At 37.4% G+C, this 20,859-nt stretch carries 20 protein-coding genes; 12 read left to right on the top strand and 8 right to left on the bottom strand.

What is annotated here, in order from left to right; genetic code table 11:
- Positions 1-49: 49 nt before the first annotated feature.
- Positions 50-1,018, bottom strand: coding sequence for a porphobilinogen synthase (gene hemB / locus ABD692_RS06235; RefSeq protein WP_344765876.1), 969 nt, complete (start codon positions 1,016-1,018; stop codon positions 50-52).
- A gap of 506 nt (positions 1,019-1,524) precedes the next feature.
- Positions 1,525-3,105 carry a hydroxymethylbilane synthase gene (gene hemC, locus ABD692_RS06230; protein ID WP_344765875.1) on the bottom strand — a complete coding sequence of 527 codons (1,581 nt, stop codon included), beginning with the start codon at positions 3,103-3,105 and terminating at the stop codon, positions 1,525-1,527.
- A gap of 599 nt (positions 3,106-3,704) precedes the next feature.
- Here hemC and ABD692_RS06225 point away from each other — a divergent pair.
- The gene (locus tag ABD692_RS06225; RefSeq protein WP_344765874.1) at positions 3,705-3,890 is read left to right on the top strand and encodes a hypothetical protein; all 186 of its coding nucleotides are present in this window, start codon (positions 3,705-3,707) and stop codon (positions 3,888-3,890) included.
- A 311-nt stretch (positions 3,891-4,201) separates the two neighbouring features.
- On the opposite strand, the gene hemA is transcribed toward ABD692_RS06225, so the two are convergent.
- On the bottom strand, positions 4,202-5,428 hold the full coding sequence (hemA, locus tag ABD692_RS06220; protein WP_344765873.1) for a glutamyl-tRNA reductase: 1,227 nt from the start codon (positions 5,426-5,428) through the stop codon (positions 4,202-4,204).
- Positions 5,429-5,531: 103 nt separating this feature from the next.
- On the opposite strand from hemA, the gene ABD692_RS06215 reads away from it, so the two are divergent.
- On the top strand, positions 5,532-5,945 hold the full coding sequence (locus ABD692_RS06215) for a DoxX family protein (protein WP_344765872.1): 414 nt from the start codon (positions 5,532-5,534) through the stop codon (positions 5,943-5,945).
- Positions 5,946-6,154: 209 nt separating this feature from the next.
- On the opposite strand, the gene ABD692_RS06210 is transcribed toward ABD692_RS06215, so the two are convergent.
- A complete protein-coding gene (locus ABD692_RS06210) occupies positions 6,155-6,382 on the bottom strand; it encodes a YtxH domain-containing protein (RefSeq protein WP_344765871.1) in 228 nt (75 codons plus the stop codon).
- A gap of 143 nt (positions 6,383-6,525) precedes the next feature.
- On the opposite strand from ABD692_RS06210, the gene ABD692_RS06205 reads away from it, so the two are divergent.
- The 3 genes from ABD692_RS06205 (at position 6,526) to pruA (ending at position 10,529) form a co-directional block, all read left to right on the top strand.
- The gene (locus tag ABD692_RS06205) at positions 6,526-7,350 is read left to right on the top strand and encodes an alpha/beta hydrolase family protein (protein ID WP_344765870.1); all 825 of its coding nucleotides are present in this window, start codon (positions 6,526-6,528) and stop codon (positions 7,348-7,350) included.
- Positions 7,351-7,600: 250 nt separating this feature from the next.
- Complete coding sequence (locus tag ABD692_RS06200; RefSeq protein ID WP_316763617.1) at positions 7,601-8,740, top strand: sterol desaturase family protein; 1,140 nt, start codon at positions 7,601-7,603, stop codon at positions 8,738-8,740.
- Positions 8,741-8,894: 154 nt separating this feature from the next.
- Positions 8,895-10,529 (top strand): L-glutamate gamma-semialdehyde dehydrogenase, encoded by a 1,635-nt coding sequence (gene pruA / locus ABD692_RS06195; protein ID WP_316763620.1) that lies wholly within the window; start codon positions 8,895-8,897, stop codon positions 10,527-10,529.
- Between the two features lie 268 nt (positions 10,530-10,797).
- Here the strand turns inward: pruA and ABD692_RS06190 are convergent, their stop codons facing one another.
- Positions 10,798-11,559: a response regulator transcription factor gene (locus ABD692_RS06190; protein WP_344765869.1), complete on the bottom strand. Its 762-nt coding sequence runs from the start codon at positions 11,557-11,559 to the stop codon at positions 10,798-10,800.
- 133 nt (positions 11,560-11,692) lie between these two features.
- Here ABD692_RS06190 and ABD692_RS06185 point away from each other — a divergent pair, with 133 nt between their 5' ends.
- From ABD692_RS06185 to ABD692_RS06175, 3 genes are all read left to right on the top strand, one after another.
- Positions 11,693-11,893 carry a hypothetical protein gene (locus tag ABD692_RS06185; RefSeq protein ID WP_344765868.1) on the top strand — a complete coding sequence of 67 codons (201 nt, stop codon included), beginning with the start codon at positions 11,693-11,695 and terminating at the stop codon, positions 11,891-11,893.
- A gap of 5 nt (positions 11,894-11,898) precedes the next feature.
- The gene (locus tag ABD692_RS06180) at positions 11,899-12,618 is read left to right on the top strand and encodes a DUF3667 domain-containing protein (protein WP_344765867.1); all 720 of its coding nucleotides are present in this window, start codon (positions 11,899-11,901) and stop codon (positions 12,616-12,618) included.
- Positions 12,619-12,948: 330 nt separating this feature from the next.
- A complete protein-coding gene (locus ABD692_RS06175) occupies positions 12,949-13,224 on the top strand; it encodes a hypothetical protein (RefSeq protein ID WP_316764465.1) in 276 nt (91 codons plus the stop codon).
- Between the two features lie 46 nt (positions 13,225-13,270).
- On the opposite strand, the gene can is transcribed toward ABD692_RS06175, so the two are convergent.
- From can to ABD692_RS06160, 3 genes are all read right to left on the bottom strand, one after another.
- Positions 13,271-13,927: a carbonate dehydratase gene (gene can, locus ABD692_RS06170; RefSeq protein ID WP_344765866.1), complete on the bottom strand. Its 657-nt coding sequence runs from the start codon at positions 13,925-13,927 to the stop codon at positions 13,271-13,273.
- Between the two features lie 4 nt (positions 13,928-13,931).
- A complete protein-coding gene (locus ABD692_RS06165; RefSeq protein ID WP_316764470.1) occupies positions 13,932-15,536 on the bottom strand; it encodes a SulP family inorganic anion transporter in 1,605 nt (534 codons plus the stop codon).
- Between the two features lie 157 nt (positions 15,537-15,693).
- A complete protein-coding gene (locus ABD692_RS06160) occupies positions 15,694-16,038 on the bottom strand; it encodes a hypothetical protein (RefSeq protein ID WP_316764473.1) in 345 nt (114 codons plus the stop codon).
- A gap of 384 nt (positions 16,039-16,422) precedes the next feature.
- Here ABD692_RS06160 and ABD692_RS06155 point away from each other — a divergent pair, with 384 nt between their 5' ends.
- From ABD692_RS06155 to ABD692_RS06140, 4 genes are all read left to right on the top strand, one after another.
- Positions 16,423-17,964, top strand: a complete 1,542-nt coding sequence (locus tag ABD692_RS06155; RefSeq protein WP_344765865.1) for an acyl-CoA carboxylase subunit beta — start codon at positions 16,423-16,425, stop codon at positions 17,962-17,964.
- 76 nt (positions 17,965-18,040) lie between these two features.
- Positions 18,041-19,198 (top strand): MFS transporter, encoded by a 1,158-nt coding sequence (locus tag ABD692_RS06150; RefSeq protein ID WP_344765864.1) that lies wholly within the window; start codon positions 18,041-18,043, stop codon positions 19,196-19,198.
- 2 nt (positions 19,199-19,200) lie between these two features.
- The gene (locus ABD692_RS06145) at positions 19,201-19,617 is read left to right on the top strand and encodes a GNAT family N-acetyltransferase (RefSeq protein WP_316764481.1); all 417 of its coding nucleotides are present in this window, start codon (positions 19,201-19,203) and stop codon (positions 19,615-19,617) included.
- A gap of 118 nt (positions 19,618-19,735) precedes the next feature.
- Positions 19,736-20,851: a M42 family metallopeptidase gene (locus ABD692_RS06140; RefSeq protein WP_344765863.1), complete on the top strand. Its 1,116-nt coding sequence runs from the start codon at positions 19,736-19,738 to the stop codon at positions 20,849-20,851.
- Positions 20,852-20,859: the final 8 nt, after the last annotated feature.

Below are 20,859 nucleotides of genomic sequence, written 5' to 3'. Positions count from 1 at the left end.
AGCGTTTTAAAGTGGCTTTGATCTTTCGGCTTTAAGCTTTCAGCTCAAATTACATCCAATCGTTATTTAAAATATCTTTAATATGGTAAGTGGTAATAATGCTTGCTCCCGCTCTTGCAAAGGCATGCATAGTTTCCATAACTACTTTTTGTTCGTCAATCCAGCCCCGTTCTGCAGCAGCCTTAACCATCGAATATTCTCCAGAAACATTGTAAACCGCAATTGGTAAGTTGGTGTCTTGTTTCAAACGCTGGATAATATCCAGATAAGCCAAACCAGGTTTAACCATCAAAACATCTGCACCCTCTTGTTCATCCAACTGCGCTTCACGTAAAGCTTCCAAAGGATTTCTAAAATCCATTTGATATGCTTTTCTATCGCCTTTACTTGGCGCACAATCTGCTGCTTCTCTAAACGGACCGTAATAAGCCGATGCAAATTTTGTGGCATGACTCATAATGGCCGCATTTACAAAACCATTTTCATCTAAAAGATTACGCATCGCCTTAATTCTGCCATCCATCATATCCGATGGTGCAAACATATCAGCACCTGCTTGCGCATGTGTTAAAGCCATTTTCGCAATCACATCAACTGTTTTATCATTTTGAACATAATCGTTCTCCATAATTCCGCAGTGACCGTGACTCGTATAAGAACAAACGCAAACGTCAGTAATTACATATAAATCTTCGCCGAATTGTTTTTTCAATTCACGAACCGCCGTTGGCACTAACGAATGGTCGTGATAAGCAGATTTCGCATCAGCCGATTTTTCATCGCCAACACCAAAAAGCATGATTTTATTCAGGCCCTTTTTCATTCCAGCTTCCACATCCTTAACCAAAGTGTCAACCGAATAGTGGTTTACACCAGGCATGGCATCAATTGCATGTGTAACATTCGTTCCCGGCACCACAAAATAAGGGTACACAAACATATCTTTCGATAGTCGGGTTTCGGCTACCATCTCTCTAACCAACGGGTTTTTCCTTAATCTTCGCGGACGATGTAACATTTTATTTGTATCAAGTATTTATTATCAAGTATCAAGACTTGATCTTGTATTATTATTATTTCGAGCAGTTAATTTTTAACGGTCCTCATTGCGAGGTACGAAGTAATCCAACAACAATCGCTATTCAAAACCCATCGAATTAAGATTGCTTCGTACCTCGCAATGACGAAATGGCCAGGCTGCTCGCACTAAGCTTTAGTTTTTTCGCTTTAAAGCCTTTACCTAATCTCTATCCTTCTAACGTCATGGTTCGTGTCCTCACGAAACATTTTTATTTTTAAAGCCCTTCCAAACATGAAAAGCAATTTACTTCGATAATTACAGTTCCGCTTTTCTTTTCAATCTTTTTTAAAACCTGTCATGCTGAGGCACGAAGCATCTGCTTCATCGGTTGCAGATGCTTCGTACCTCGCAATGACGATGTGGTCTTGCTTTTCGCTTTATTCTTTTGTCTTTCAGCTTTCTGCTCCTAAACCCTCCACCTTAAACCTTTAAACCCTCAACCCCTACCTAATCTCTATCCCAAAAACTGCTTCCGATAATCCGATTTCATCAGGCGAATATGGCAAAACATATTTTACGCCCATTTCGTCAAATTTCTTCCCTGTAGAATTACCGATCGCAATCACTTGCTGACCAGGTTCTAATAAATTATCAGCGAAATAAGCATCAACATTCGATGGACTGGTAAAAATCAGTACATCGGCATAACTTTGGTCTATATTTTCTTCAATTACCGTTTCGTAAATTGGTAAGTCGATGATTTTCGCATCCGCTGGCAAAGATTTTTGAATCGACTGTAAAGAATCCTGTGCTCTTGGAAACAATACATTCTTGCCAGAAACCAATTTCGCAAAATCTTCTGCAACCTCGCTAATATCGCCGCTTGTACCAACAAAATCAGCGAAATGCCCAAACTTACGCAGAGCATCTTCAGAGCCTCTACCTACTACGCCAAATTGTGTTTTCTTGGGTAACTGGGGTTTTAAATTGAAGAAATACTCTACACTATTTCGGCTACTGAAGAAAATCCAGTCAATATTTTTTAATATAAACTGATCTAAAACAGTAACGATTGGAAAAGTACGAATTAACGAACGTCCTTCTATTTCTATATTATTACTCTCTAAAGCTTTACGGAAATAACTATGTTCACCAATTTCACGGGAGATGAAAACCTTGGCAGGTTTCTTTCTTTCCTTGTCAAATTTAGCTACAATTTTTTCGGCTAAACCCTCTGTCGTTTCCGAACGTAGAAACAAACGCTCAGGAAAATCATCGGCAGTTTCTGCTTTTGAAGTCCACACTTCGAATTGGCCGTCTTCTTTTTTGCAGTAACAACCTAAAGGCATGTGGCAACCGCCCTCAAAAATATTCAATACTTTACGTTCTACGCCAACTTCTTCAGCTGTTGCTGGGTCGTGGAGTTTTTGTAAAGCATCAAAAAGTTCATGGTCATTTTCTCTGATTTGAATGGCCAAAGCACCTTGTGCAGGCGCTGGAACAAATTCAGTTGGTTCTAATTCCTCTATATGAAATTCGCTTACATCTAAACCTAAACGCTTAATGCCTGCTTTCGCCAGCATGATAGCATCATAATTTTCATCGCGAAGTTTTTGAATGCGGGTTGGAACGTTTCCACGTAAATCTTCAATTTCTAAATCAGAGCGCAAACCTAAAAGCTGCGCTTTTCTTCTGTTTGAAGAAGTACCTACCATCGCCCCTTTTTTTAAAGAAAGCTTCTGCGAAACATCAACGCAATCTTTTAAAATCAAAAGATATTCTGTTGCTTCTTCACGTGTAGGAATTGCAGCGATAGTTAACCCAGCCGGATGATTAGTTGGTAAATCTTTCAGGCAATGAACCGCCAAATCGATTGTTCCAGCTAAAAGCTCTTCTTCCAATTCTTTGGTAAAAAAGCCTTTTCCCTCTAATTTATCTAAACATAAATTCAGGATTTTATCCCCCTGCGTTTTAATAATTTTAATTTCTGCTTCAATTCCGATAGCCGCCAATTCACTTTGAATGTGATTAGCCTGCCATAATGCAAGTTCGCTACCGCGTGTTCCGATGGTTAATTTCTTCACTATAAACTTTTAATGTGCCGCAAATTTAAGGTAAATAGTGCTTATACCATAAATTGTTTAAAAATGAGACAGTGAGGTTACATAATTGATTAAAGCGATCTGCTTTAATCAATTGATATTTAACTTTGAGGGGAATTCCCCTCCATTGGAGGGGTGCCCGCAGGGCGGGGTGGTTATTGAGCGAAAAGCACAGTATTTACGTCAATAACCTGAATCCAATGAAAACACATTTTGCTTGTAGCAACTCTAAATAGCCTGTCATGCTGAGCGTAGTCGAAGCATCTCCAACCGATGAAACAGATTCTTCCTACCTCAGAATTAATTATGCCATTAAGAAATTAAGAAAAATTAAGCCTGGAAAGTAATGACTCAAAACCTTAAGATTGCTTCTTACCTCGCAATGACGACAATAAAAAACAGTTATAGGCTTAGCGATCTGCTTTAATCCATTGATATTTAAACTTTGAGGGGAATTCCCCTCCTTTGGAGGGGTGTCCGCAGGGCGGGGTGGTTATTGAGCTAAAAGCACAGTATTTACGTCAATAAACCTGACTGCAATGAAAGCCCTTTTTGCTTGTAGCAACCCCAAATAGCCTGTCATGCTGAGCATAGTCGAAGCATCTCCAACTGATGAAACAGATCTTTCATACCTCAGAATTAATCTAACCATTAAGAAATTAAGAAAAATTAAGCCTGGAAAAGTAATGACTCAAAACCTTAAGATTGCTTCTTACCCCGCAATGACGATAATAAAAAACAGTTATAGGCTTAGCGATCTGCTTTAATCCATCGATATTTAAACTTTGAGGGGAATTCCCCTCCTTTGGAGGGGTGCCCGCAGGGCGGGGTGGTTATTGAACTAAAAGCACGGCGTTTAAGTCAATAAACCTAACTGCAGCGAAAATCTCTTTTGCATTTAGCAACCCTAAATAGCCTGTCATGCTGAGCGTAGTCGAAGCATCTGCAACCGATGGAACAGATTCTTTAAACTCAGAATTAATTTAACCATTAAGAAAAATTAAGCCTGGGAAAGTAATGGCTCAAAGCCTTAAGATTGCTTCGCATCTCGAAATGACGACAATAAAAAACGGTTGAATTAAGATTGATTAACTAAAATTTCTTTAGCCATAATCATTGGAACAGAAATACATTTTTTCTCCATGTAGTTCATTACACGCTCTAAAACTTCACGAGAAGCCTCGTCCATCTGACTAATTTCATCGGCAAACACACCATTAAGTGCTGTGTTTTTAATTTCTTTAATCTTACGGGGAACATCTTGCATAGCTAATTCGATGCGGCGCTGTTTTAAAACTGTAAAAAACTCGGTAATGTTATTGCTAATAATATCTTCGGCATGAACCAATTCATTGTAACGCTCCTGAATGTTTTTGCGGGCAACCTCTTTTAAAGATTCAACCTCAATGTAATGAACAGGATTGTTGTGAATAACCGCTGGGGCAACATCATTTGGAATCGCCAAATCTACAATTACCTTTTTACCCGTATCGCCGTTAAGCAATTTGGCATAAAGTTCTTCGTTAATAATAGCCTCGGTAGAACCAGTACAAGTAATAATTACATCAAAACCTTCAGTAAAAGTTTCTAATGCGCTTAAATGATAGGCATTACCATTTAACTCTTCAGCCAAAGTTTCGGCCTTAGAAAGCGTACGATTGAAAACTGAAAAATTAGAGTACTTATGCTTGTTCAGGTATTTTGCAATATTCTGGTTGGTTTCACCAGCGCCAATAATTAATACGCGTGAATTGCCACACATATTTAATTCTTTTAGCTTACGATAAGCCAACGAAACAACAGAAACTGGATTCTTTGAAATATTGGTGTGCGTGTAAACCTCTTTTGCCGTTTTCACTACCCGCTCCATAATCATACGCATATAATCGCCTGTAAAACCTGCATCACGGCAGTTTTCGTAAGCTTTACGTATTTGAGCAAGAATTTCTTTTTCGCCAACAACCAAACTTTCTAAAGAACAAGAAGTTCTAAGCAAGTGATTAAAAGCCTCTTCATTTTCGTAAACGGTAACATTTTCAAGGAAACGCTCCATAAACTCAGGAGGCAAGCCCATATCTAAAACCGTTAGAAATTTAGTGATGAATTCTTTATCGGTTTTTTCTTTGGTAAGGAAAACGAACTCTACACGGTTACAGGTACCAAGGTAGAAAATTTCGCTAACAGGAAGTTCCGTTTGAATATTCTTCAACCTGCTATCTAAACTCTGGTCACAAATAACTAATTTCCCTAAAGATTTCAGGTCGATGTGGTGATGCGTAAAAGCTATTACTTTTAAATATTCCAAGTGCTCCGTTGTTAACTATTATCGGGATACAAAAGTAACACGGTTAACGCATGTCACCGTCATTAATCTGTAATTTACATCAATTTAGAACGGTTTTAAATAAATGCAAAACACTGACAATCCTTCCCTAACTTTTAAAATCGTTCTGTGCATTTATGCCTTATTCTACATTTCAGCAGGCTTTAACCATTTTCTATCAACCCAAGGTTATTACGCAGTTATGCCCGAATGGTTGCCCGCCCACAAATTTTTAATTTACTTATCGGGCATTTCTGAAATTACTTTTGGCATTATGCTGCTTTTTAAGAGAACGCGAAAACTTGCCGCATGGCTAATTATCCTGATGCTTTTAGCCTTTATGCCCGCCCATATTTACATGATTCAGAAAGCACCATTTATGCTAAAATCAATTGAAATTACACCATTAATCGCCTGGATTCGGATCCCTTTTCAAGCATTTTTCATCTGGTGGGCCTGGATTTACACTACTAGTTATAAGAAGCCTGTCGAAATATGAAAAGCAAAGGCAGTGGTTTTGTTTAATGTTAGTCCCGCTTTTCGTTTCAATCTTTTTACCCCAAATCCCCTCTCGGAGGCTTGGTAAAAAGGATTTTCACTGCAATTGGATTTAGAACCCCGAAGTTTCTGTAAAAAACAATGCAAGAGCGCAAAAAAAACGGGTAAGATTTAAACCTTACCCGTTTCCAATTTATAAACCCCAAAAGTTTATTTTTTATCCCCATCATTTGATGTTAAATCTTCCCATTTTTCCTCAGCCTCTTCTTTCAAGTCCTCAGCTTTGTCTTTGGTATCTTCCCAAAGATCTTCAGCTTTGTCTTTTATTTCATCAAAGGCATCACCAGCTTTTTCTGTAAATTCATTCAATTTCCCTTTTAAATTATCGAAAAATCCATTTTCTGATTCCTGATTTGGGGTTTGGTTTTCTGTAGCCATATGCGTTTTTTAAGCAGAATAAATCAAACCACATACCAATAAAAAAAAAGAATAAATAAATTCACTTCAAAAACACAAGCAGATCAACCCGAACAACAAATTCTTGTTTTGTAGGTTTATATTTTATACCAATACCTTAAATTATGATTAAACAAAATGATTTTAGCCTAAGCGGCGCTGATGGAAAATTAATTATTGGCGATATTACATTTGATGATAAAAACCCAAATACGCCAATTGTACTTTTTGTTCATGGGTTTAAAGGCTTTAAAGATTGGGGCGCACATAATTTAGTTGCCCGCCACTTTGCAGCCAACGGTTATCGCTACATAAAATTCAATTTCACATACAGTGGTGTACCCGCAAGCAATCCAAAAGACGTGACCGACTTAGATGGTTTTGCAAATAATACCGTTTCGAAAGAGCTTTTTGATTTGAATGAAGTTTTGAATTACATAGAAAAAGCATACGGTAAAGAAACCCCAGTAAACCTAATTGGCCATAGTCGCGGTGGCGGCTTAAGCATTATAGAAGCGGCCAACGATTTAAGAATTAACAAATTGATTTCCTGGAGCGCCATTACCGATTTTAGCTCTTTATGGAAAAAGGACCAGGAAGCAGAATGGTTAAAAACAGGAAAAATCTATGTAACCAATGCCCGCACAAAAGAGCAAATGCCCTTAAATAAAACCTTGCTCGAAGATTTTCAAGAAAATGCTGATACACTTAACATCATTGATGCTGCAAAACGCATCAACATTCCCTGGTTAATTGTACAGGGCGATGATGATGTAAATGTTCCTTTCGAAAATGCACAAAAACTTGCAGATGCAAATCCATCCAGTAGATTAGTTAAAATCGAAGGCGCAAATCATGTGTATGGAGCCAGTCATCCCTACGAAAGTGAAACCTTACCGCCACTATTGTTTAAAGTTTGCGAGAAATGTCTGGTGTTTTTAAAAGAGTAGCAGAGAATGAATTAATAAAAAGAATTCCAAACGAGGCTGTGTTATATAGAAATATCAGTCTCGTTTTATTTTTTAGGCGCCTTGAAAGGCTTTAAATTTCAAAATAAAGAAAAGAAACCTTCCATATATTTTTGCAAATGAAGGAATTACAAATTGTTGAATGTGAGTGCTAAAAAATCATTTATTGTTTTTGATGTAAGACATCATTCCAAATTTTTGCTATACTTGTTCTCAAACAAAACATACATTAATGTCTCCAAATAAACGTTTAGTAATCGGCCAAGGACAAATTAGTGGCTACATCTCCATCTTTTTAGCGGCTTTAGCCCTGCTTGGAATTCTCTGCTTTCACTATCCAGAAAAATTAACCACCCCAGAATTTAGAGAAATTTACACCAAAGACAGTATGGAAGTGCTCATGCTTGGTGGCGTAATTGCTTCCTTCTTTTTTGCTGCTTTAAGTGTGGTACTAAGCAAAAAACTGAAATGGGGTTGGCCAGGTTTTTTACTTGCAGCCTTAGCTGTAATTTTAGGCGCACTAAGTGTCGAAGGCAGAGATGTTGTAAAATCGAACTGGCATTTTGGTCTAGACTGGATGATATTGGATTTACTTTTAATGGTTGCTATTTTTGTTCCGCTCGAATTGTTTTTTCCGAAAAATAACGAGCAAACCAAATTCCATGAAGAGTGGCGAACCGATTTAACTTACTTTGTAATTAGTCATTTGTTTATTCAGTTTTTTGGTATTGTAACGCAAAAACCTGCTGTATTGTTTTTCGGCTGGATGGGTCTAGATCAACTGCACATCTGGGTACAAGGCTTGCCTTTTATTGTTGCGTTATTCTTGGCTTTTTTCGCTACCGACTTATTTCAATATTGGGCGCACCGCTTTTTCCACACTAGAGTTTCTTTATGGCGTTTTCACTCTATACACCATTCTACACAAAATATGGACTGGCTGGCAGGAAGCCGAACGCATTTTATTGATATCTTCTTTACCCGAGCAATGACATTTATTCCATTGTATATTTTAGGTTTTTCATCTACAGTATTTAATGTTTATATCATTTTCATTGCCATTCATGCCGTATTAATTCATGCCAATACGAGGATAAATTTTGGCCCATTGAAATACATTTTTACCACCCCTCAATACCACCATTGGCACCATTGCGAAGACCCTAAATATTATGGGCATAACTTTGCATCGATATTCCCTTTTATTGATATGATATTTGGAACATATTACCTACCAGGCAAAGATTGGCCAGCTGGGACTGGCGTTCATGAAGCAGAATACCCAAAAGGCTTTGTGAAACAAACCATTTATCCTTTTACGAAAAGCCCTTTTGATACGGATTTGAATATGGAGGAACGCAGTGATCGGTAGATTAACTTATGGAGCATACTAACTGTCATCCCGATGAGATAAATAGACTCTGAAGATAAAAATCAATCAAACGTTTGCCCCATTTTCTTTACAGAATAATAGAATTGCCTTCGTGCAAAAGCCTTATCTTTGCGCAACTCATAAAAAATACACTATGCTTAAAGGATTTTTTAACGTACCAACTCCGGTAAACGAACCTATATTAAATTACGGTCCAGGCAGTAAAGAGCGTGCTCTTCTAAAAGAAGCCCTTGCTGAAGCTCGCTCGCACCAACAAGACATCCCGATGTATATTGGAGGCAAACAAGTACATACCACTAAAAAGGGTAAAGTTGTTCCACCACACGATCATCAACATATATTAGCGCAATATAGTATTGGCGACAAAACCCATGTTGCGCAAGCTATTGATGCCGCTTTAGCTGCGAAAGAAGATTGGGAAAACCTTTCTTGGGAGCATAGAGCAGCAATCTTTTTAAAGGCAGCTGATTTAATTGCAGGTAAATACCGTTATAAATTAAACGCGGCCACCATGCTTGGCCAAAGCAAAAATGCTTATCAGGCAGAAATAGATGCGGCTTGCGAATTAATTGATTTCTTGCGTTTTAACGTAAGTTACATGAGTGATATTTACAAACAACAACCTCCTGTTTCGCCTCGTGGAAACTGGAACCGTGTAGAGCAACGCCCCTTAGAAGGTTTCGTATTCGCACTTACCCCCTTCAACTTCACAGCTATTGCTGCTAACTTACCTGCTTCGGCAGCGATGATGGGTAATGTTGTAGTATGGAAAGCAGCAGATACACAAGTTTATGCAGCCAATCTGTTAATGGAAATTTTTCGCGAAGCGGGTTTACCTGATGGTGTAATCAACCTGGTTTATGCTGATGGACCAGAAACTGGCGAGGTAATTTTCAATCACCCTGATTTTGCTGGTATTCACTTTACAGGTTCTACAAAAGTATTTCAGGAAATCTGGAAAACAATAGGCACTAACATCCACAAGTATAAATCGTACCCTCGTATTGTGGGCGAAACTGGCGGTAAAGATTTTATTTTAGTACACCCTTCGGCCCAGGTTGATATTGCAAACACGGCAATTGTTCGTGGTGCTTTCGAATATCAGGGACAAAAATGTTCGGCTGCGAGTCGTGTTTACATTGCCGAAAGCTTATGGCCAGAAATTAAAAAACAAATGTTACGCGATTTAGCAACATTTAAAATGGGCGGGACGGAAGATTTCAGCAATTTTATTAATGCCGTGATCGATGAGCGCTCATTCGATAAATTAGCTAAATATATCGACCAGGCGAAGAAAGATAAAGGTGTAGAAATTATTGCTGGTGGTAACTACGATAAGAGCAAAGGTTATTTTGTTGAGCCAACTGTTTTAGTGGTTGATGACCCGAAATATACAACCATGTGCGAAGAATTATTCGGCCCTGTATTGACCGTTTATGTTTATGCTGATCAGGATTTTGATTCGATTTTAAAGGTTATTGATACCACTTCACCATATGCATTAACAGGCGCTTTAATTGCACAAGATCGTTATGCGATTGATAAAGCAAGTCATGCATTACGCAATTCAGCTGGTAACTTCTACATTAACGATAAATGTACAGGTGCAGTTGTTGGTCAGCAACCATTTGGCGGCGCCAGAGGTTCGGGTACGAACGATAAAGCGGGTTCGATGATTAACTTATTACGTTGGGTTTCTCCACGTACCATTAAAGAGGTTTTCGAATCGCCAACTGATTATCGTTATCCTTTCTTAGCTGAAGATTGATATTTCGATCTGTGAAGCCACAGACCACGAATAGTATAAAAACCTCTGAGCAATCAGGGGTTTTTCTTTTTTACAGAAATTTGGAAAGCAAAAACAGCATAAAGATTAAGGTTAGTCGGGCTTTACACTTTATCTTTTTAGCCTTATTCTTCGACTCCGCTCAGAATGACAGGCTAAAAAGTATATCGTTTTAATCTCGTTTAAATGGCAAAGTATGTGCAACTATTTGGGGTTGCAAAGCGTAAATTCGTATCACTAATGGTTCTTTCTAAATTATTTTGTTGTTAACAGCGTAAGAAAGTGCTTCTACAATATTACCTACATTAAAGCTATCGAAAATTCTTCTTCGATAGTATTTTACGGTATCTGGCGCAACAAATATCTTATCAGCAATCTGGTTGATTGTTAAACCCTGGGCGTATAAACGTAAAACCTCTAATTCTCTTTCGTTGAGTTTTGGCTTTAGCACCTTACCCCAAATTCCGTTCTCCAGATTAAGTTTCCAAACCTCATCCGATCCCTGCTTATCGATAATGGCATTACCCGCATTTTGATTATTCGAAATCGCAACTAAACACATGGCTTTCCAGATTCTTCCGTCGTCAGTAAGAAAAAGAGGCGTAAGTTTATGATTAATTAAAACAGGTTTTCCATCCTTTTTAATCAGGTTGAAATCATAAGTAATGCTATAATTCTTTCTTTGCGATTCAGGTAATTTTGCAAAGAAATCAAACCCCGTTTCATTAATTAAAGTCAGTAATTTTAAATCACTTTCGGGCACGTTATTAAAATAAAATTCGTAACCCAATTCCAAAACTTCCTGCGCAGTATAACCACTTAAAAATAATGGGTTAGGCGAAACATATTCGAATTTCATTTGCGCATAATCGATTACATACACACTTTGATAGGTTAAACGGGCAAAAGCTTTAACCACTTCCAGATAATCAGTTAACTGTAGATTATTATCTGGCGTTAACTGATTGATTTTATTTTTGGTAAGTAAACTTGTATTAACAGTTGTTTTCATTTAGCAAACTAAAATAGCAAAATTACACTAAAGTGTAGCGCCAATAAAATTTAGATCGGTTAAGTTCGCTGATCATTTACTAAACCAAAAAAACACTCTTAAGCTTAGTTTAAAGGCGTTAACCAAAAACAAAATGAAACTTAAAGGCCTTATCATTTCAGCAGGCATAATATGCACCATTCTGGTATGTGCAATTATGTACATCGTATTTATGAAAGGCAAATACGCTTTTGCCTTTTTACAAATTATAATTGCCCTGGTAATCATTTTTCTACCAACACTTAATAACTTTGAACAAGTTAGCATAGCGTTAAACTCATTTAATCTTAATTAACTTTGATGATACTTACTTGTACTAACTGTAGCAATGATTTTGCTGGTAAATATTGCAACAACTGTGCTCAGCCAGCACAATTAAAAAGAATCGACGGGCATTATATCCTTCACGAAATCGAACACATCCTGCATTTTGATAAGGGCATTTTATACACCATAAAAGCGTTACTGATCAGGCCAGGCAAAAGCATAAAAAGATTTATTTCCGATGATCGGAGCCGACTGGTAAAACCTGTTATCTTTATCATTATCACTTCCTTAATTTACACAACAATTAATCACTTTTTCCACATAGAGGATGGTTATATCAGTGTTCACGAAGTCAAAAGCAAGGCAATAACAAGCATTTTTGGCTGGATTCAAAGTCATTATGGCTATGCAAATATTATTATGGGGGTGTTTATTGCCGCCTGGCTAAAGTTGTTTTTCAGAAAGTATGACTATAATTTTTTCGAAATCTTAATTCTATTGTGCTTTGTTATCGGCGTAGCCATGTTAATTTTAGCACTTTTTGCACTAATTCAAGGTGTTACAAAAATTGGCCTAATGCAATATTCTGGCATGCTTTCATTTGGTTACATTAGCTGGGCAATTGGTCAGTTTTTCGATCAAAGAAAAATATCAAGCTATGTAAAAGCGCTTTTCGCATATGTATTAGGCATGCTTACCTCAATGATTACCGCATTACTAATAGGTTACCTTATTGATACGATATTTACGTAGTAATTTATTTTTTTAAGGCAAAAACCAGTACGAACATTAATCGGATTATAATAAATCTTTAGCCCTATTTTTCGACTGCACTCGAAAAGACAACTGAAAAAATGTTGTTTCAATCCCGTTTATGTAATAAAGTCTCTGCAACTATTTAGGGCTGCATGATGTAGAAAGCACATTCTTTAAACCTAAACCCGACAGCCGCGACAGCCCGAGTTTTTACCAGGGCTATACCAAATGACGGGACTTCAGCATCTTTAGTGCCTGAAGCATTTATTTCCAAATCCTTTAAAACTATAGTCATTTCCAACTGTTCTATAGCTAAATTATAATATCATGGAAAACGAGAAAAATAACAATGAGAACTTAAAAGATAAAAATGCAGACAATTCAGCCGACAAAACCAATATGCCCGATCAGTTGGTTCCTCGCCATCATAGCGATGAAAACCATGAAAAGAACAAAGTAAAATCGGATGCTGGAAACCTCGGAAGGAACTTTGGAAGAGGTGATTTTGGATCAGAGGAAGCTCGTGAAGATGCCGAAAAAGGTAACAAGGGCCACGCAGGCAATATGCCAAATTCGGAGCAAAAACAAAGCCCCGATCAATAAAGACCAGGGCTTAACAAACAACTAAAAACTACATCTAAAGAGATGTTTAGCCAACCTTAAACGCAGGTGCAACGTCATCTAGACAGGTACAGGTAACCTTCATATCTTTAATTATCCCTGTTTTTAAGCTATAAACCCAGGCATGTACGGCTAATTCCTGGCCATTGGCCCATGCAGCTTGTACAATTGAGGTATTCATAATATTTCCAGCGCCTTCTATGGCGTTTAATTCTACCAAACGATCAAATCTTTGGTCTGGATCTTTAATGGTGGCCATTTCACGTTCGTGGGTACGATATACATCGCGAATATTTCTTAACCAGTTATCAATAATACCAACTTGTTTATTGCCTAAAGCAGCTTTAACGCCACCGCAGCCATAATGGCCGCAAACAATTACATGTTTTACTTTTAATACGTTTACCGAATAATCTAAAACCGAAAGCATATTCATATCGGTATGCACAACAACATTTGCAATGTTTCTGTGTACAAATATATCTCCTGGCTTCGTATTGGTAATTTGATTTGCTGGCACACGGCTATCAGAACAACCAATCCATAATACTGGCGGACTTTGTCCATCGGAAAGTTTATCGAAAAAAGTAGGGTCCTGATCAATCACATCTTTCACCCAATCCTTATTTCCTTGTAATAAACTATCGTATGTTATATCTTTTGTTTCTATTGTCTTAGCGCACATAATTTTATTTATTAATGTCTTCTATTATTGTATTATTTAATTTTGGTACAGTATAATGTTTCTGTACACCTTCTAGAGTTACTATAATGCCTTTTGTATAGGCGTTATGTTTGTAGTTAAAAATGGTTTCCAATACATCAGGATCGATGTATCGGGCGTTAGAACCATCGATAATTACGTTTGTTTCACGGGGTATATTTGTTAAAACCACCTGTATTGCTGCTTTATTTAAGAAAGAAACTTCTTCAGCCAATTTAATTCGGATATTCTTTTTGTCGCCATCTTTGGTAATTCTGTAAAAGAAAGGATTACGCATATTTGTACGCAATAAGTAGAAAATCGATACGAGCATACCAACCGCTACACCTTTTAATAAATCGGTAAATAATACCGCTACTATCGTGATAACGAATGGTACAAACTGGCTCCAGCCTTTATGGTACATGTGTTTAAACAAAGCTATTCGGGTTAATTTATAACCTGTTACCAAGAGTATTGCCGCAAGACATGAAAGCGGAATCATATTAATAACCTGCGGAATAAATAACAGGGAAAGCAGTAACCAAACACCATGAAATATTGCCGACATTTTTGTTCGGCCTCCAGCATTTACATTGGCAGAACTTCGTACAATAACCGATGTCATTGGTAAACCACCTACCATACCGCTGGCTATATTACCTAAACCTTGGGCAACTAATTCTCTGTTGGTTGGCGATACCCGTTTAATCGGATCGATTTTATCTATCGCTTCTATACTAAGTAAAGTTTCTAAACTGGCTACTACTGCAATAGTTAAGGCAACAATGTACACATCCTTATTAGCCAATTGAGAAAAATCGGGCATTGTAAATAAGCTAAAGAATTCGCTTGCACCACTAACAACAGGAATTTTTACAATTTGATCTGCCCGTAGCTGATAATTTGTTCCTGCAAAAAGAAAGCTTGCTGTTACTCCAAGTATAACAACTAAAAGCGGTGCAGGCACTATAGCTAGTTTTTTAAATTTAGGCCAGAAAATTAAAATACCGATCGATAATAAGCTAATAACAACTGCAGCTAAACTAAAATGACTAAAGGCAGCAGAAATTGCAGAAAAGGTATTTTCGTGGTCTTTCTGGAAGAAACCCTCATCTCCACTAAAATCGCTATCTACCCCCAAAGCATGAGGCAACTGTTTAAGGATTAAAATTAAACCAATTGCGGCAAGCATTCCTTCGATAACACTCGAAGGAAAATAATTACCAATTGTGCCAGCTTTAACCATGCCCAAAATTACCTGAAACACACCAGCTAAAACCACAGCTAACAAAAAGGTTGGATAACTTCCTAACGAGGTTATTGCACCTAACACAATAACGGTTAAACCCGCAGCGGGACCGCTAACGCTTAATTGTGAGCCACTAAATGAAGCGACAACGATACCACCAATAATTCCGGTAATTAAACCAGCAAATAATGGTGCGCCCGAGGCAAGGGCAATACCTAAACACAGTGGCAATGCCACTAAAAAAACTACAATACTTGAAGGTAAATCTTTCTTTAAATTCTTTTTAAGAAAATATTTCTTCATGTCCGAGCCAGAAAAGGCTGGATTAAACTTTTGCATAATGATATAATTATCAGGTAAATTTTAACGAATAAATCGTGGGAAAATCCTTAATAATTTTTTCAAAAGAATAACATTATTAACGCGTGTAATAAACCCGAATTTTAATAATTAATTCTACGAAAGAAAAATAAAAGGTTGCCCCAATAAAAAAATACTAGATAAAGTTGGGAGGTGGTGTTGGAACGGTAGCATGATATGGATCTACATATCTTTTGAAATGCTCAATAAAACTGTTCTTCAGAATGATGTGGCTTGAAGAAAACTCGTAAGAGAATATTGGGTAGTTTAGTTCATTGAGTTTAAAATCGGTGAATTTTGCGGAGCTTTTAGAAGTATCTTTGCCCCCTTCATGCTCTAACTCGATTTGCATGATTACGGCATTCATAATTTCCTTATCAATACTTCCACAAAAAACAGGCGCACCAGAAATAGCCATCTTCGAACTGAAGATGAACATAAATGCTGCTACGATGATGTACCTGTATTTTCTTAAAAACATCGATCTAATTCTAATCTTATTCTAATGTTGTATTGCAAAAGTAATCGGATAATTGGTTTTTTTATGCATTATGTTGTAAAAAAAATGCAATAAAAGGTAACTAAATTATTTTTGTTTCTTTTTAAAATGTATAGCTAACCTTCTAAAACCCATAGTATTTTCAGATTAAGCAGGATTTTAGATAAAATACCTGGCAATTTGCAATCCATTAAAACGAAGCAACCAAAGAAGATAATAGCCCCGGTTGAAGCGGTACCCTGCAACGAGGAGGAATCGACGAAGTGAAGCGTACGAGCAAAAAACGGGAGCAATGTTATTTAGATGTACTGCCTTTGCGCTACATCTAAATTTAATTTTTAATTTTAAAATCTATTACGACCAAATATGGATAAGAAAATTGCCTTACTTAAAGATAAAATAAACCAGGCCAACCTTGGCGGCGGACAAGATCGTATTGATAGCCAGCACAAAAAGGGCAAACTTACTGCACGGGAACGCATTCACTTTTTAATGGATGAAGGTAGTTTTGAGGAAATTGGCATGCTGGTTACCCACCGAAGTACCGACTTTGGCATGGAACGCGAAAAATATCTGGGCGATGGGGTAATTACAGGTTACGGCACAATAAATGGCAAATTAACGTATGTTTTTTCTCAGGATTTTACTGTTTTTGGTGGGTCTCTGTCGGAAACACATGCCGAAAAAATATGCAAATTAATGGATATGGCCATGAAAAATGGTGCGCCTTTAATTGGCTTGAACGATAGCGGTGGTGCCCGTATTCAGGAAGGTGTGGTTTCTTTAGGTGGTTATGCTGATATTTTCTATAAAAATGTTCAGGCATCGGGGGTTATTCCACAACTTTCGGCCATTATGGGCCCTTGTGCGGGTGGCGCTGTTTATTCGCCTGCAATAACCGATTTTGTTTTGATGGTAGAAAATACCTCTTACATGTTTGTAACTGGTCCGAATGTGGTAAAAACGGTTACGCATGAAGAGGTAACATCAGAAGAGCTGGGTGGTGCGAATACACATGCTACAAAATCGGGTGTTACTCATTTTGCTTGTGCAAATGAAATTGAAGCCATAAATCATGTTAAAAAGCTTTTAAGTTATATGCCTCAAAATTGCGAGGAAATGGCTGAAGCCTTGCCTTATGAAGCGACGGATGAAAGCAGACTGGAACTGAATACTTTTATGCCTGAAAATGCTTCGCAACCGTATGATATTAGAGAAATCATTTCATCTGTTGCCGATGCTGATAGCTTTTTGGAAGTACACAAAGATTTCGCAGAAAATATTGTTGTGGGCTTCGCCCGATTAGCGGGTAGAAGTATTGGTATTGTAGCAAATCAACCGGCCTACCTGGCGGGAGTTTTAGATAGTAATTCATCAACTAAAGCAGCTCGTTTTGTTCGCTTCTGTGATTGTTTTAATATTCCGTTGCTGGTTTTTGAAGATGTACCTGGTTTCTTACCTGGCACCGATCAGGAATGGAATGGCATTATTACCAACGGCGCTAAATTGCTGTACGCTTTTAGCGAGGCAACTGTTCCGCGTATAACGGTTATTACCCGAAAAGCTTACGGTGGTGCTTACGATGTAATGAACAGTAAACATATTGGCGCCGATATGAACTACGCCTGGCCAAGTGCCGAAATTGCAGTTATGGGTGCAAAAGGTGCTGCTGAAATTATATTCAAAAAGGAAATTACAACGGCAGAAAACCCTCAAGAGAAATGGCTGGAGAAAGAAAAATTGTATTCGGATATTTTTGCAAATCCATATCGGGCTGCAGAACGTGGATTTGTTGATGAGGTGATCGAACCATCGCAAACCCGTATAAAGTTGATAAAAGCTTTTAAGATGTTAGAAAATAAAGTGGTAAACAGCCCTCGTAAAAAACACGGAAACATACCTTTGTAAGGATAGAAAATGGATGGGTAACTGGTATTCACCAATTACACGATCCATCTTATATATACATCCTATATAACGTTACATGTTAAAACGAGCCGATATTCTTTTAATGGCCTTTTGCACTGGCTTAATTGTTGCAAATATCTACTATTGCCAGCCGCTGGTTATTTTGATTGCTAAAGATTTTAAAATTTCGGAAAGCTACGCTGGTCATATAACTTACTTAACACAGATTGGCTATGCTGTAGGGCTGTTTCTTTTGGTTCCTCTAGGCGATATGCTGGAGCGTAAAAAACAAATTTTAACCACCACAGCCATTGCAATTGTATCGTTATTACTCGCTGCAATTTCTAAAAACTTTATTCTGCTTCAAATTGCTTCTGTTTTTATTGGCATTACCTCAATTGTTCCGCAGTTAATTTTACCATTAGCCGCCAACTTAAGTAATGATGAAGAACGCGGTAAAAATATTGGCATAATTATGAGCGGTTTGCTGGTCGGGATTTTAGGATCGAGAGCGATAAGTGGTACTGTAGGCGATTTATTAGGTTGGCGTGCGGTTTTCTTTATGGCAGCCATTTTGTGCAGTTTATTGATGTTTTTAATGGCTAAGCGCTTTCCGCAAAGCTTACCAACTTTTAAAGGAAACTATAAAGCCTTAATGCAATCGATGTTTGGCTACATTAAAACCCAACCTGTTTTAAGAGAAACATCAATTATAAATTTCTTTGCTTTTGCAATTATAATGGCATTTTGGACCACCATGGTTTTATTTTTAGCCAACGAGCCCTTTAAGTTTCAGGCTTATCAAATCGGTTTGTTTGGTATTGCTGGCGCAGCAGGTGCATTGGCAGCGCCTTTGGTTGGTAAAATTAGCGGCAAAGGCAATCCTCGGAAAAATTTAAAAATCGGTTTTGCTTTGCAACTGGCAAGTGCATTACTTTTCTATTTTACCGGCAGCAATTTATTTGTTTTTATTTTAGGCGTTATTCTAATTGATATTGCCCAACAAGCCATACACGTAACCAACCAAACACGTATATACACATTGGTACCCGAAGCAAGAAACCGACTAAATACAATTTTTATGTCGGTAAGTTTTATTGGTGCAAGTTGCGGTTCGGCTTTAGGCTTATGGCTTTGGGATAAAGGTGGCTGGGCTTTATTTTGTTATGGCATAACAGGCATCGTTTTTATTAATATGTTAATTTATAAATTTTACGGAAGTAAGAAATTTTAATTTTGGAAACACTTATTCAAATCGAGCAAATATTTCCGTCACTAACCTGGCGAATCCGTCATGAGGTTATGTATCCAGATATGCCTTTCGATTCGGTAAAACTGAAAGACGATTTTGATGGCGTACATTTCGGCTTATACCTTAACCATAAACTTACTGGTGTGGTTTCATTATTTCATCAGGGGGATGTTTATCAATTTAGAAAGCTGGCGATTTTAAATGAAGCGCAAAAGATGGGTTTAGGATCGAAACTGATGGAGTATATCTTAGATTTTTGTAAAATTCAGAAAGCAACCGAGCTTTGGTGCAATGCCCGTGTAAATGCTAAGGAATTTTATTTTAAATTTGGTTTCCACGAAACAAAGGATACATTTTTTAAAGATGGTTATGATTTTGTTATAATGGAATTGAAATTTTAAATTGTACATCTGAGAATTGCGATTTAAATCGGCACAAAATAGAAATATTAAAAGTTAGGTTATCGAATGGTTTATCTATTGCTAAACTAAAACCGAAAGTCTAAAATCTAAAACAAGTATGGCTAAGAAAAAAGAAGACGAAAAGAAAAAACACGTTGCTGTTGTAACAAAAAAATCGTTACAATTTTTAGAAGAATATATTAACAATCCTGCTCCTACTGGCTACGAATGGGAAGGACAAAAGCTTTGGTTAAATTATTTAAAACCTTATATCGACGAGCATTTTATTGATAATTACGGCACTGCGGTAGGCGTAATTAATCCAAAAGCTGCCTATAAAGTTGTAATCGAAGCCCATGCCGATGAAATTTCGTGGTATGTAAATTACATTACCAGTGATGGATTAATTTATGTTATCCGTAATGGTGGTTCCGATCATCAAATTGCGCCTTCTAAGCGGGTAAATATCCACACCGAAAAAGGTTTGATTAAAGCTGTTTTTGGTTGGCCAGCAATTCACACCCGTCATGGTGAAAAAGAACAAGCCCCTGAGTTAAAAAACATCTTTTTAGATTGTGGTTGCACTTCAAAAGAAGAAGTTGAAAAATTAGGGATTCATGTTGGTTGTGTAATTACTTACGAAGATGAATTTATGATTTTAAACGATCGTTATTACGTTGGTCGTGCATTGGATAATCGAGTTGGTGGTTTTATGATTGCCGAGGTTGCTCGTTTGTTAAAAGAGAACAAGAAAAAGCTTCCATTTGGATTGTACATTGTTAACTCGGTACAAGAAGAAATTGGTTTACGTGGTGCCGAAATGATTGCACAGCGCATTAAACCAAATGTTGCCATTGTAACGGATGTAACACACGATACAACAACACCAATGATTAACAAAAACATCCAGGGAGATTTATCTGCAGGAAAAGGTCCTGTAGTTTCTTATGCACCTGCGGTACAAACGAATTTGAATAAGTTGTTAATTAAAACTGCTGAGAAAAATGAGATTCCTTTTCAACGTCAGGCTTCTTCTCGCTCAACAGGCACAGATACAGATGCTTTTGCATATTCGAACGGTGGCGTTCCTTCGGCATTAATTTCTTTACCGTTGCGTTATATGCATACTACCGTAGAAATGGTGCACAAAGAAGATGTTGATAATGTAATTAGTTTAATTTACGAAAGCTTATTAAACATTAAAGACGGACAGGATTTTAGAGAGTTTAAATAGATTTAAAC

This window comes from Pedobacter ginsengiterrae (assembly GCF_039537385.1).
Classification (GTDB): domain Bacteria; phylum Bacteroidota; class Bacteroidia; order Sphingobacteriales; family Sphingobacteriaceae; genus Pedobacter; species Pedobacter ginsengiterrae.
Note: the sequence above shows the minus strand (reverse complement) of the source record. Positions and strands in the feature narration are given on the sequence as shown.